Annotated in this window: 8 protein-coding genes, 2 tRNA genes and 3 rRNA genes; 9 read left to right on the top strand and 4 right to left on the bottom strand. The window is 55.4% G+C overall.

What is annotated here, in order from left to right:
* Positions 1-41 precede the first annotated feature (41 nt).
* Positions 42-1,040, top strand: a complete 999-nt coding sequence (locus IF199_RS20810; protein WP_192558593.1) for a zinc-dependent alcohol dehydrogenase family protein — start codon at positions 42-44, stop codon at positions 1,038-1,040.
* Here the strand turns inward: IF199_RS20810 and IF199_RS20805 are convergent.
* Positions 1,037-1,627 (bottom strand): 2-hydroxychromene-2-carboxylate isomerase, encoded by a 591-nt coding sequence (locus IF199_RS20805; protein ID WP_192558592.1) that lies wholly within the window; start codon positions 1,625-1,627, stop codon positions 1,037-1,039. The genes IF199_RS20810 and IF199_RS20805 overlap by 4 nt on opposite strands.
* Positions 1,628-1,660: 33 nt before the next feature.
* Positions 1,661-2,389, bottom strand: a complete 729-nt coding sequence (locus tag IF199_RS20800) for an SDR family oxidoreductase (protein WP_096821144.1) — start codon at positions 2,387-2,389, stop codon at positions 1,661-1,663.
* Positions 2,390-2,481: 92 nt separating this feature from the next.
* On the opposite strand from IF199_RS20800, the gene IF199_RS20795 reads away from it, so the two are divergent.
* Positions 2,482-3,051: a TetR/AcrR family transcriptional regulator gene (locus tag IF199_RS20795; protein WP_096821145.1), complete on the top strand. Its 570-nt coding sequence runs from the start codon at positions 2,482-2,484 to the stop codon at positions 3,049-3,051.
* Positions 3,052-3,061: 10 nt separating this feature from the next.
* Here the strand turns inward: IF199_RS20795 and IF199_RS20790 are convergent, their stop codons facing one another.
* Both IF199_RS20790 and rhtA read right to left on the bottom strand, forming a co-directional pair.
* Complete coding sequence (locus IF199_RS20790; RefSeq protein WP_096821152.1) at positions 3,062-3,343, bottom strand: hypothetical protein; 282 nt, start codon at positions 3,341-3,343, stop codon at positions 3,062-3,064.
* Between the two features lie 168 nt (positions 3,344-3,511).
* Positions 3,512-4,399 carry a threonine/homoserine exporter RhtA gene (gene rhtA, locus IF199_RS20785; protein ID WP_102620395.1) on the bottom strand — a complete coding sequence of 296 codons (888 nt, stop codon included), beginning with the start codon at positions 4,397-4,399 and terminating at the stop codon, positions 3,512-3,514.
* Between the two features lie 201 nt (positions 4,400-4,600).
* On the opposite strand from rhtA, the gene IF199_RS20780 reads away from it, so the two are divergent.
* From IF199_RS20780 to mrdA, 7 genes are all read left to right on the top strand, one after another.
* On the top strand, positions 4,601-4,780 hold the full coding sequence (locus IF199_RS20780) for a hypothetical protein (protein ID WP_192558591.1): 180 nt from the start codon (positions 4,601-4,603) through the stop codon (positions 4,778-4,780).
* 293 nt (positions 4,781-5,073) lie between these two features.
* Positions 5,074-6,610 (top strand): 16S ribosomal RNA (locus IF199_RS20775).
* Between the two features lie 81 nt (positions 6,611-6,691).
* Positions 6,692-6,768, top strand: a tRNA-Ile gene (locus IF199_RS20770).
* Between the two features lie 30 nt (positions 6,769-6,798).
* A tRNA-Ala gene (locus IF199_RS20765) sits at positions 6,799-6,874 on the top strand.
* Between the two features lie 245 nt (positions 6,875-7,119).
* A 23S ribosomal RNA gene (locus IF199_RS20760) occupies positions 7,120-10,010 on the top strand.
* A 179-nt stretch (positions 10,011-10,189) separates the two neighbouring features.
* Positions 10,190-10,305: ribosomal RNA gene (gene rrf / locus IF199_RS20755) — 5S ribosomal RNA — on the top strand.
* Together the 16S, 23S and 5S rRNA genes with 2 tRNA genes alongside form the textbook arrangement of a ribosomal RNA operon.
* 214 nt (positions 10,306-10,519) lie before the next feature.
* Positions 10,520-12,412, top strand: coding sequence for a penicillin-binding protein 2 (mrdA, locus tag IF199_RS20750; RefSeq protein WP_192558590.1), 1,893 nt, complete (start codon positions 10,520-10,522; stop codon positions 12,410-12,412).
* The last annotated feature ends 7 nt before the right edge of the window (positions 12,413-12,419 follow it).

The following is a 12,419-nucleotide window of genomic DNA, read 5'->3' as shown; positions in this document are numbered from 1 at the left end:
GGGAGAACATGGCTTCACTTTCTCCCACAGGAATGACCGAAATGACTGACTCACTGCACATGCGCGCGCTGATGGTGGACACCGCTAACGGTCCGCTACGCTTGGTTTCTCTTGAACGCCCCGTGGTCGGGGTCGGGCAGGTGTTGGTGCGGATCAAGGCCAGCGGTGTGAATCCGCTGGACCTGAAAATCCGTGCGGGGCAGGCCGCTCATGCCCGACAGTCGTTGCCGGCGGTGCTGGGGCTGGATCTGGCGGGGGTGATCGAAGCGGTAGGTGAGGGCGTGCAGGGCTGGGTGCCGGGCGATGAGGTTTATGCGTTGGCAACCGGCATTGGCGGCGTGCAGGGTTCGCTGGCCGAATTTGCGGTGGTTGATGCGCGGCTTCTGGCGCGTAAACCGGCCAACCTGAGTATGCGCGAGGCGGCGGGTTTGCCGCTGGTACTGATTACTGCCTGGGAAGGCCTGGTGGATCGGGCTCGGGTGAGTGCCGGGCAAAAAGTATTGATTCACGGCGGTGCGGGTGGCGTTGGGCATGTGGCGGTGCAAATTGCCCGCGCGTTCGGTGCCGAGGTTTTTGCGACGGGGTCTGCGGGGAAGCGCGGAATTATTGAGGGTTATGGCGCGACGTTCATTGATTACCGTGAAATGTCGGTCGAGGACTATGTCAGCCAATACACGGCGGGGGAGGGGTTCGATATCGTTTATGACACGGTTGGCGGTGAAACGCTGGATGCGTCCTTCAAGGCTGCGCGGATCTATCACGGCCATGTCTTGAGTTGCCTGGGCTGGGGGCAGCATAGTCTGGCGCCGCTGTCCTTCCGGGGGGCGACCTACTCTGGCGTGTTTACCTTGTTGCCGCTGCTGACTGGAAAGGGTGGCGAGCACCATGGCGAGATCCTGCACCAGGTTGCCTTGTTGATCGAAGCTGGAGAGGTGAAGCCACTGCTCGATGCGCGTCGGTTCACGCTTGAGTCAGCTGGCGAGGCCCATGAGCTGCTTTCATCGAAAGCAGCCCGGGGACGTCTTGTAGTAGAGATCTAACGCAGGGCTTCTTCAACGAAGTCGAGCCGATCCTGACCGAAGAACAACTGGTTGCCGATGAACATGCTCGGCGCGCCGAAGACGCCACGCTTCACGGCCGTCTCGGTGTTGTCCTTGAGGGCGGCCTTGACCGCTTCATCATTGGTCAGTGCCAGTACCTGCTCAGGATTGAAGCCATGTTCGGTCAGCACGGCTGCGACCGTTGCCGGTTCATTGAGGCTGCGACCCTCGACCCACAGCGCTTTGAACAGGCAGTCGATGAACGCCAGGAAGCGTTCTGGATGACGCAATTGAATACCTGTGACAGCGCGCATCAACATCAGGGTATTGATCGGGAAGTGCGGATTGAATTTAAGGGGCACGCCGTAGCGTTTGGCGTAGCGGTCCAGATCCTGAAACATGTAGCGGCCCTTGGCCGGGATCATCGCCGGTGAAGCGTTGCCGGTGGCTTTGAACACGCCGCCCAGCAACATCGGGATATAGATCAGCTGGCTGCCGGTCTCGGCGCAGATTCCTGGCAGTTGGGTGTAGGCCAGATAGGTGGCGGGGCTGCCGAGGTCGAAGTAGAACTCCACGGTTTTGCTCATGGTCGCTGCACTCGTTGTTGTTATTGGAAGGGATTACCAGCGTTCGTTCCAGGGGCGCAGATCCAGCTCGAAGGTCCAGGCGTCCCTTGGCTGGCTGTGCAGGTACCAATAGTTCTCGGCGATATGCTCGGGATTGAGAATACCGTCCTGATCCTTGGTTGCGTATTTGTCGGGGAAGTTGCTGCGGATGAAGTCGGTGTCGATGGCGCCGTCGACCACGATGTGGGCAACGTGAATGTTCATCGGGCCGAGTTCCCTGGCCATGCTTTGCGCCAGTGCGCGGATGCCGTGCTTGGCCCCGGCGAATGCGGCGAAACCGGAGGCGCCGCGCAGCCCGGCGGTAGCGCCGGTGAACAGAATGGTGCCACGCTGGCGGGTCACCATGCGCTTGGCCACTTCCCGGGCATTGAGAAACCCTGAGAAGCAGGCCATTTCCCATATCTTGAAATACTTGCGCGCCGTTTCTTCGAGAATGCTGCAAGGCACGTTGGCGCCGATGTTGAAAACGAACGCTTCGATTGGCCCGAGACGGGTTTCGATATCTTCGATCAGCGCAATGACGTCTTCTTCCTTGCGCGCGTCGCAGGCAAAACCGTGAGCTTCGCCACCGTCTGCCTGGATGGCTTCCACCAACGGCTGCAATTTGTCGGCGCTGCGCCGTGTGACGCAAGCGATGAAACCTTCCTTGGCGAACCGCCTGGCGATGGCGCCGCCTGTGGCATCACCTGCACCGACAACCAATACGACCTTCTTGTTATTCATGGGTGGATCCCTTTAGTAAACGATCGTTAAGTGAACGAACGTTATGCTAGGATTTGCTCAGCGTCAAGGCAGTCAATTGCGAGGATGAATGCATGCGGTACTCCGCCGGTCACAAGCTTGAAACCAAAGAAAAGCTGCTGCAAAGCAGCTCGCTGTCTGCGAAAAAAAGCGGATTTTCAACGATGGGTGTCGATGGCCTGATGAAGACGATCGGCCTGAGTGGCGCGGCGTTCTACAGTCATTTCTCGTCCAAGGACGCCTTGTTCGCGGCTATCGTCGAGCGCGAGTTGTGTCAGAGCCTGGAGCGGTTGGGCGGGCGGGGTGAGCAGGATCGTGAAAGGTTGGAGCGATGCCTCAAACTGTATCTGAACATGGCTCATGTCGAGCAACCTGAGCTGGGGTGCGCGTTACCTGCGCTGGGCGCTGAGATCGCTCGGTCGGATGTCGTCGTGCGGGAACAGGCCGAACTGTGGATTTGTCGGCTTCAGGAAAGTTGGGCGCAGATTCTGGAGAGCGACAGCCTGGCCTGGGCCATTCTGTCGCAATGTGTCGGGGCGTTGGTGGTGGCGCGGATGTTGGCGTCCCCACAGATCCAGCAACGGGTGCTGGAGTCCAGTCACGAAGAGATCGGCCGCCAGCTCGCCGTTCAGCGAGCACAATAGCGGCGGCGGTTTATTTGCAGATGACGATCATGCTTCGGCTGGTATAGCCGGCGGGGTTGAGACCGAAGGGATAATCACCCGGCTCTTCCACCGCATCCCCGGACTTGGCGATGACTTTATAACCCTTCGGCGCGCAGGAGTTGGCGGCACTGGTGTAGCACTTGTCCCAGGAGGAGGAGAGCCCTGAACAGTTGATGTGCAGCCCTTTTTTGCCGTGCTTTACCTGAGCCTTGGAGGTCGCCGCGCATCCCGAAATGGCGAGTACGGCGATCAGTATCAAAATTCGTTTCATTACCGTCCTTATGGCGGCCTCGAGTCTGGCGCTCGGGTCTGCCTGCATTCGCTCTCGCTTGACGCGTTTCGATGTCCCTATCCGAAAAAGTCCATATCTGGCACTGAGTTGCGAAGCTAAACATGGCCTAAATGAGCGGCAAATGCCAGACCTTCGTTACAACCGCTTTCAATCCGCCGCAATCACGGGCTTGGCATGGCTGCCCATGGTCATCGTTGCACCGACGGAAGCCAGAATAATGCACAGGATGGCCATCCATTGTGACAAGGAGAGATATTCCTGCAGGAACAGCAGCCCCGATAGCGCACCAAATGCCGGCTCAATGCTCATCAGCGTACCGAAAGTACGAGCGGGCATGCGGGTGAGGGCGACCATTTCCAGGGTATAGGGCAGGGCTGTGGAAAGAATCGCGACACCAATGGCTATCGGGATCAATGACGGCGTCAGCAATGCGGCGCCGGCGTGGACGATCCCGATGGGCGCAACGAACAGGGCTGCGATCATCACTCCCAGAGCTGCAGTCGTCACACCGTTGTCAGCGCCCGCTTTCTGGCCGAAGAGAATGTAAAGCGCCCAGCAAACACCAGCACCAAGCGCATAGGCCACACCGGTAAGGTCTAGACCCGCTGTCGCTGCACCTGTTGGTATCAATAGCAGCAATCCGACGGCAGCGAGGGCAATCCATAGGAAGTCGATTGCACGACGGGAAGCGTAGATGGCGACGGCCAGCGGCCCGGTGAACTCCAGCGCCACCGCAATGCCGAGCGGCACGGTGCGCAAGGACATATAGAAGAGGAAGTTCATGCCGCCCAACGCCATCCCGTACACGATCACGGTGCGCAGCGATTTGGCCGTCAGCTTTGCCCTCCAGGGTCTCAGCAATAGCAGCATGATCACGCTGGCGAACATCAGGCGTAGCGTCGTTGTGCCTTGGGCGCCCACGATGGGGAACATGCTTTTGGCCAGAGAAGCGCCAGACTGGATCGATGCCATGGCGATCAATATCAGGCCAACCGGAAACAGGATGGATACAAGACTGCGGGGTTGGTCGTTCATTGCGCGGCATCGTCCGATAGTAAAGGCAGTAGAAGGCACTAACTGAGTGATGGGCAATATACTGCGCATTCGCTGGTGTTGCGTCTATATATAAGCGGGCTTTTTGAGTCGACTGATAGAAAAATCAAATTAGGGGTTGACGGCAGATTCTGGAGGCCTATAATTCGCCCCACTTCCGGCGCAGTCGAAACGGAAAACTCCTTGGAACTCAATGAGTTACGCAGTTTTCGACAGCGGCTTGCTTCAGATCATCGAAGCCTGGAAGGAGTTGAAAGAGTGGTGATGTTTGGCTCTTTTGACGTTTCGATCTTCTCGATCGAAAGCGGAGAAAAAGAGGTGTTGACAGCAGCGTGTAACGCTGTAGAATTCGCCTCCCGCTAACGAGAGATCGGAAGCGCAAGTGGTTGAAGTTGTTGAAGAATTCTTCAAAAACTTCTGAAAATAATCACTTGACAGCAAATGAGGCTGCTGTAGAATGCGCGCCTCGGTTGAGACGAAAGATCTTAACCAACCGCTCTTTAACAACTGAATCAAGCAATTCGTGTGGGTGCTTGTGGAGTCAGACTGATAGTCAGAAAGATTATCAGCATCACAAGTTACTCCGCGAGAAATCAAAGATGTAACCAACGATTGCTGAGCCAAGTTTAGGGTTTTCTCAAAACCCAAAGATGTTTGAACTGAAGAGTTTGATCATGGCTCAGATTGAACGCTGGCGGCAGGCCTAACACATGCAAGTCGAGCGGATGAAAGGAGCTTGCTCCCGGATTCAGCGGCGGACGGGTGAGTAATGCCTAGGAATCTGCCTGGTAGTGGGGGACAACGTTTCGAAAGGAACGCTAATACCGCATACGTCCTACGGGAGAAAGCAGGGGACCTTCGGGCCTTGCGCTATCAGATGAGCCTAGGTCGGATTAGCTAGTTGGTGAGGTAATGGCTCACCAAGGCGACGATCCGTAACTGGTCTGAGAGGATGATCAGTCACACTGGAACTGAGACACGGTCCAGACTCCTACGGGAGGCAGCAGTGGGGAATATTGGACAATGGGCGAAAGCCTGATCCAGCCATGCCGCGTGTGTGAAGAAGGTCTTCGGATTGTAAAGCACTTTAAGTTGGGAGGAAGGGTTGTAGATTAATACTCTGCAATTTTGACGTTACCGACAGAATAAGCACCGGCTAACTCTGTGCCAGCAGCCGCGGTAATACAGAGGGTGCAAGCGTTAATCGGAATTACTGGGCGTAAAGCGCGCGTAGGTGGTTCGTTAAGTTGGATGTGAAATCCCCGGGCTCAACCTGGGAACTGCATCCAAAACTGGCGAGCTAGAGTATGGTAGAGGGTGGTGGAATTTCCTGTGTAGCGGTGAAATGCGTAGATATAGGAAGGAACACCAGTGGCGAAGGCGACCACCTGGACTGATACTGACACTGAGGTGCGAAAGCGTGGGGAGCAAACAGGATTAGATACCCTGGTAGTCCACGCCGTAAACGATGTCAACTAGCCGTTGGGAGCCTTGAGCTCTTAGTGGCGCAGCTAACGCATTAAGTTGACCGCCTGGGGAGTACGGCCGCAAGGTTAAAACTCAAATGAATTGACGGGGGCCCGCACAAGCGGTGGAGCATGTGGTTTAATTCGAAGCAACGCGAAGAACCTTACCAGGCCTTGACATCCAATGAACTTTCCAGAGATGGATTGGTGCCTTCGGGAACATTGAGACAGGTGCTGCATGGCTGTCGTCAGCTCGTGTCGTGAGATGTTGGGTTAAGTCCCGTAACGAGCGCAACCCTTGTCCTTAGTTACCAGCACGTAATGGTGGGCACTCTAAGGAGACTGCCGGTGACAAACCGGAGGAAGGTGGGGATGACGTCAAGTCATCATGGCCCTTACGGCCTGGGCTACACACGTGCTACAATGGTCGGTACAAAGGGTTGCCAAGCCGCGAGGTGGAGCTAATCCCATAAAACCGATCGTAGTCCGGATCGCAGTCTGCAACTCGACTGCGTGAAGTCGGAATCGCTAGTAATCGCGAATCAGAATGTCGCGGTGAATACGTTCCCGGGCCTTGTACACACCGCCCGTCACACCATGGGAGTGGGTTGCACCAGAAGTAGCTAGTCTAACCTTCGGGAGGACGGTTACCACGGTGTGATTCATGACTGGGGTGAAGTCGTAACAAGGTAGCCGTAGGGGAACCTGCGGCTGGATCACCTCCTTAATCGACGACATCAGCTGCTCCATAAGTTCCCACACGAATTGCTTGATTCATTGAAGAAGACGAAAGAAGCAGCCCGAAATTGGGTCTGTAGCTCAGTTGGTTAGAGCGCACCCCTGATAAGGGTGAGGTCGGCAGTTCGAATCTGCCCAGACCCACCAATTTTGTGTGGGAAACGCCTGTAGAAATACGGGGCCATAGCTCAGCTGGGAGAGCGCCTGCCTTGCACGCAGGAGGTCAGCGGTTCGATCCCGCTTGGCTCCACCACTACTGCTTCTGAAGTAAGAGCTTAGAAATGAGCATTCCATCGAGTGGATGGTGAATGTTGATTTCTAGTCTTTGACTAGTTCGTTCTTTAAAAATTTGGGTATGTGATAGAAAGATAGACTGAACGTTACTTTCACTGGTAACGGATCAGGCTAAGGTAAAATTTGTGAGTTCTCTTAGTTGAGAAATTCGAATTTTCGGCGAATGTCGTCTTCACAGTATAACCAGATTGCTTGGGGTTATATGGTCAAGTGAAGAAGCGCATACGGTGGATGCCTTGGCAGTCAGAGGCGATGAAAGACGTGGTAGCCTGCGAAAAGCTTCGGGGAGTCGGCAAACAGACTTTGATCCGGAGATGTCTGAATGGGGGAACCCAGCCATCATAAGATGGTTATCTTGTACTGAATACATAGGTGCAAGAGGCGAACCAGGGGAACTGAAACATCTAAGTACCCTGAGGAAAAGAAATCAACCGAGATTCCCTTAGTAGTGGCGAGCGAACGGGGACTAGCCCTTAAGTGGCTTTGAGATTAGCGGAACGCTCTGGAAAGTGCGGCCATAGTGGGTGATAGCCCTGTACGCGAAAATCTCTTAGTCATGAAATCGAGTAGGACGGAGCACGAGAAACTTTGTCTGAATATGGGGGGACCATCCTCCAAGGCTAAATACTACTGACTGACCGATAGTGAACTAGTACCGTGAGGGAAAGGCGAAAAGAACCCCGGAGAGGGGAGTGAAATAGATCCTGAAACCGTATGCGTACAAGCAGTGGGAGCAGACTTTGTTCTGTGACTGCGTACCTTTTGTATAATGGGTCAGCGACTTATTTTCAGTGGCGAGCTTAACCGAATAGGGGAGGCGTAGCGAAAGCGAGTCTTAATAGGGCGTCTAGTCGCTGGGAATAGACCCGAAACCGGGCGATCTATCCATGGGCAGGTTGAAGGTTAGGTAACACTGACTGGAGGACCGAACCGACTACCGTTGAAAAGTTAGCGGATGACCTGTGGATCGGAGTGAAAGGCTAATCAAGCTCGGAGATAGCTGGTTCTCCTCGAAAGCTATTTAGGTAGCGCCTCATGTATCACTGTAGGGGGTAGAGCACTGTTTCGGCTAGGGGGTCATCCCGACTTACCAAACCGATGCAAACTCCGAATACCTACAAGTGCCGAGCATGGGAGACACACGGCGGGTGCTAACGTCCGTCGTGAAAAGGGAAACAACCCAGACCGTCAGCTAAGGTCCCAAAGTTATGGTTAAGTGGGAAACGATGTGGGAAGGCTTAGACAGCTAGGAGGTTGGCTTAGAAGCAGCCACCCTTTAAAGAAAGCGTAATAGCTCACTAGTCGAGTCGGCCTGCGCGGAAGATGTAACGGGGCTCAAACCATACACCGAAGCTACGGGTATCACGTAAGTGATGCGGTAGAGGAGCGTTCTGTAAGCCTGTGAAGGTGAGTTGAGAAGCTTGCTGGAGGTATCAGAAGTGCGAATGCTGACATGAGTAACGACAATGGGTGTGAAAAACACCCACGCCGAAAGACCAAGGTTTCCTGCGCAACGTTAATCGACGCAGGGTTAGTCGGTCCCTAAGGCGAGGCTGAAAAGCGTAGTCGATGGAAAACAGGTTAATATTCCTGTACTTCTGGTTATTGCGATGGAGGGACGGAGAAGGCTAGGCCAGCTTGGCGTTGGTTGTCCAAGTTTAAGGTGGTAGGCTGGAATCTTAGGTAAATCCGGGATTCTAAGGCCGAGAGCTGATGACGAGTTGCCATTAGGCGACGAAGTGGTTGATGCCATGCTTCCAAGAAAAGCTTCTAAGCTTCAGGTAACCAGGAACCGTACCCCAAACCGACACAGGTGGTTGGGTAGAGAATACCAAGGCGCTTGAGAGAACTCGGGTGAAGGAACTAGGCAAAATGGCACCGTAACTTCGGGAGAAGGTGCGCCGGTGAGGGTGAAGGACTTGCTCCGTAAGCCCATGCCGGTCGAAGATACCAGGCCGCTGCGACTGTTTATTAAAAACACAGCACTCTGCAAACACGAAAGTGGACGTATAGGGTGTGACGCCTGCCCGGTGCCGGAAGGTTAATTGATGGGGTTAGCTAACGCGAAGCTCTTGATCGAAGCCCCGGTAAACGGCGGCCGTAACTATAACGGTCCTAAGGTAGCGAAATTCCTTGTCGGGTAAGTTCCGACCTGCACGAATGGCGTAACGATGGCGGCGCTGTCTCCACCCGAGACTCAGTGAAATTGAAATCGCTGTGAAGATGCAGTGTATCCGCGGCTAGACGGAAAGACCCCGTGAACCTTTACTATAGCTTTGCACTGGACTTTGAATTTGCTTGTGTAGGATAGGTGGGAGGCTTTGAAGCGTGAACGCCAGTTTGCGTGGAGCCATCCTTGAAATACCACCCTGGCAACTTTGAGGTTCTAACTCAGGTCCGTTATCCGGATCGAGGACAGTGTATGGTGGGTAGTTTGACTGGGGCGGTCTCCTCCTAAAGAGTAACGGAGGAGTACGAAGGTGCGCTCAGACCGGTCGGAAATCGGTCGTAGAGTATAAAGGCAAAAGCGCGCTTGACTGCGAGACAGACACGTCGAGCAGGTACGAAAGTAGGTCTTAGTGATCCGGTGGTTCTGTATGGAAGGGCCATCGCTCAACGGATAAAAGGTACTCCGGGGATAACAGGCTGATACCGCCCAAGAGTTCATATCGACGGCGGTGTTTGGCACCTCGATGTCGGCTCATCACATCCTGGGGCTGAAGCCGGTCCCAAGGGTATGGCTGTTCGCCATTTAAAGTGGTACGCGAGCTGGGTTTAGAACGTCGTGAGACAGTTCGGTCCCTATCTGCCGTGGACGTTTGAGATTTGAGAGGGGCTGCTCCTAGTACGAGAGGACCGGAGTGGACGAACCTCTGGTGTTCCGGTTGTCACGCCAGTGGCATTGCCGGGTAGCTATGTTCGGAAAAGATAACCGCTGAAAGCATCTAAGCGGGAAACTTGCCTCAAGATGAGATCTCACTGGAACCTTGAGTTCCCTGAAGGGCCGTCGAAGACTACGACGTTGATAGGTTGGGTGTGTAAGCGCTGTGAGGCGTTGAGCTAACCAATACTAATTGCCCGTGAGGCTTGACCATATAACACCCAAGCAATTTGCGTCGGCTCTCTAAACCAGAGCAACCAGATTGCGGTGTGTGAAGACGAAACGAACCGAAAGTTCGACTGCACCTAAAAAGGCAGCACAAAACACCGAAAACTATCCCATACCCAATTTGCTGAAGCGAGGCCGTCTGGCCACGACTCAGTACCCGAATTTCTTGACGACCATAGAGCGTTGGAACCACCTGATCCCATCCCGAACTCAGAAGTGAAACGATGCATCGCCGATGGTAGTGTGGGGTTTCCCCATGTGAGAGTAGGTCATCGTCAAGATTAAATTCCGAAACCCCAATTGCGAAAGCAGTTGGGGTTTTGTTTTGCCCGCAGGAAAGTGCTCAAAGGGCTTCCGACCGTCGCGATGGCAACCATTGGGGAAATCCTTCTGAAATGACCGCTCGGTTTTTGGTATGGTGCAGCTCGTTTTTTAACGGACTGATGTCACGCCCAAGGATCGGCGCTCATTTTTTGTCAACGAGTTGCTGCAGAAATGCCTGAACCAATCCCCATCAAGGATCACGAAAAAGAGACGCGTCTGGTCAACAAACGGCTGGTCGCCTGTGCCTTGTTCGTCTTCGCGATCAGCTGTGCCCTGGTGGTGCGCCTGTACATCCTGCAAGTGGTTGAATTCGACTACCACTCGACCATCTCCGAAAACAACCGCGTCCACGTCCTGCCAATCCCGCCAACTCGCGGGTTGATTTACGACCGCAATGGCGTGCTGCTGGCCGACAACCGTCCCAGTTACAACCTGATCATCACCCGCGAACGTGCTACCGATGTGAATCAGGAGCTGGACGAAGTCATCAGCCTCCTGCACCTGCCAGCCGAAGATCGCACGGTGTTCGACAAGGCGATGAAGCAGTCGCGTCACCCGTTTACACCAGTAACGCTGTTCTATGAGTTGACCGAAGAACAGATCGCCGTACTCGCAGTCAACGAGTTCCGCCTGCCGGGCCTGGATGTCGAACCGCAGTTCGTCCGTAACTACCCGCTCGGGGCGCACTTCGCACACTCGATCGGCTACGTCGGACGCATCAACGAAAAAGAATCCAAGACCCTCGACTCGGTCGAATACCGTGGCACGCAGTCCATCGGCAAGACCGGCATCGAACGTTTCTACGAACCGCAACTGCACGGTCACGTCGGATACGAGGAAGTGGAGACCAACGCTCAGGGCCGCGTATTGCGGGTCCTGAAACACACCGATCCGATTCCTGGCAAAAACATTGTCCTGAGCCTCGACATCAAGCTTCAGGAAGCCGCCGAAGCCGCATTGGGTGATCGTCGTGGTTCGGTGGTTGCACTGGATCCATCGACCGGCGAAGTGCTGGCCATGGTCAGTAACCCGAGCTTCGACCCCAACCTGTTCGTGACCGGTATCAGCTCCAAGGAATACTCGGCGCTGCGTGACTCCATCGACCGGCCGCTGTTCAACCGCGTACTGCGTGGTCTGTACGCGCCCGGTTCGACGATCAAGCCTGAAGTGGCGATTGCCGGACTCGACGCCGGCGTGGTCACGCCTCAGACCCGCGTCTTCGACCCTGGCTACTACCAACTGCCGGACTTCGACCACAAGTACCGCAACTGGAACCACAGTGGCGACGGCTGGGTGGACATGGATGCGGCGATCATGCGTTCCAACGACACCTACTTCTACGACCTGGCGCACAAGCTCGGCATCGATCGCCTGCACGACTACATGGCAATGTTCGGCCTCGGCGAGAAAGTCTCGCTGGACATGTTCGAAGAGTCTCCCGGCCTGATGCCTTCCCAGGCCTGGAAGCGCGCCACCCGACGTCAGGCCTGGTTCCCCGGTGAGACGGTGATCCTCGGCATCGGCCAGGGCTACATGCAGGTCACGCCGCTGCAACTGGCTCAGGCCACGGCACTGATCGCCAACAAGGGGGTATGGAATCGTCCGCACCTGGCCAAGACTGTCGACGGTGTACCGCCGGTGGACGAGCACCCGATGCCGAACATCCTGCTCAAGGACCCCCGCGACTGGGAGCAGGTCAACCACGGCATGCAGATGGTGATGCATGATGCTCGGGGTATCGCCCGGGCAGCGGCGGCCGGCGCTCAGTACCGCATCGCCGGCAAGAGTGGTACCGCGCAGGTGGTGGCGATCAAGCAGGGCGAGCGTTACAACCGCGAGAAAACCCTCGAGCGCCATCGTGACAACGCCTTGTTCGTCGGTTTTGCCCCGGCCGAACATCCGAAGATCGCCATCTCGGTGATGATCGAAAACGGCGAGGCCGGTGGCCGAGTCGCAGGTCCCGTGGTGCGGCAGATCATGGACGCCTGGCTACTCGACCAGGACGGTCACCTCAAGCCGCAATACGCGGCGCCGACCAAGGCACCGGGCGATCCACACGTGTAACTCGATC

Source organism: Pseudomonas allokribbensis (assembly GCF_014863605.1).
Taxonomy (GTDB): domain Bacteria; phylum Pseudomonadota; class Gammaproteobacteria; order Pseudomonadales; family Pseudomonadaceae; genus Aquipseudomonas; species Aquipseudomonas allokribbensis.
The sequence above is the reverse complement of the archived record's forward strand: the minus strand, read 5'-3'. Positions and strand labels throughout refer to the sequence as shown.

Coding starts and splice junctions, on each gene's coding strand:
- IF199_RS20790 (WP_096821152.1), bottom strand. CDS start 3,343: ATGAAACGAATTTTGATACTGATCGCCGTACTCGCCATTTCGGGATGC.
- mrdA (WP_192558590.1), top strand. CDS start 10,520: ATGCCTGAACCAATCCCCATCAAGGATCACGAAAAAGAGACGCGTCTG.
- IF199_RS20800 (WP_096821144.1), bottom strand. CDS start 2,389: ATGAATAACAAGAAGGTCGTATTGGTTGTCGGTGCAGGTGATGCCACA.
- IF199_RS20810 (WP_192558593.1), top strand. CDS start 42: ATGACTGACTCACTGCACATGCGCGCGCTGATGGTGGACACCGCTAAC.
- rhtA (WP_102620395.1), bottom strand. CDS start 4,399: ATGAACGACCAACCCCGCAGTCTTGTATCCATCCTGTTTCCGGTTGGC.
- IF199_RS20805 (WP_192558592.1), bottom strand. CDS start 1,627: ATGAGCAAAACCGTGGAGTTCTACTTCGACCTCGGCAGCCCCGCCACC.
- IF199_RS20795 (WP_096821145.1), top strand. CDS start 2,482: ATGCGGTACTCCGCCGGTCACAAGCTTGAAACCAAAGAAAAGCTGCTG.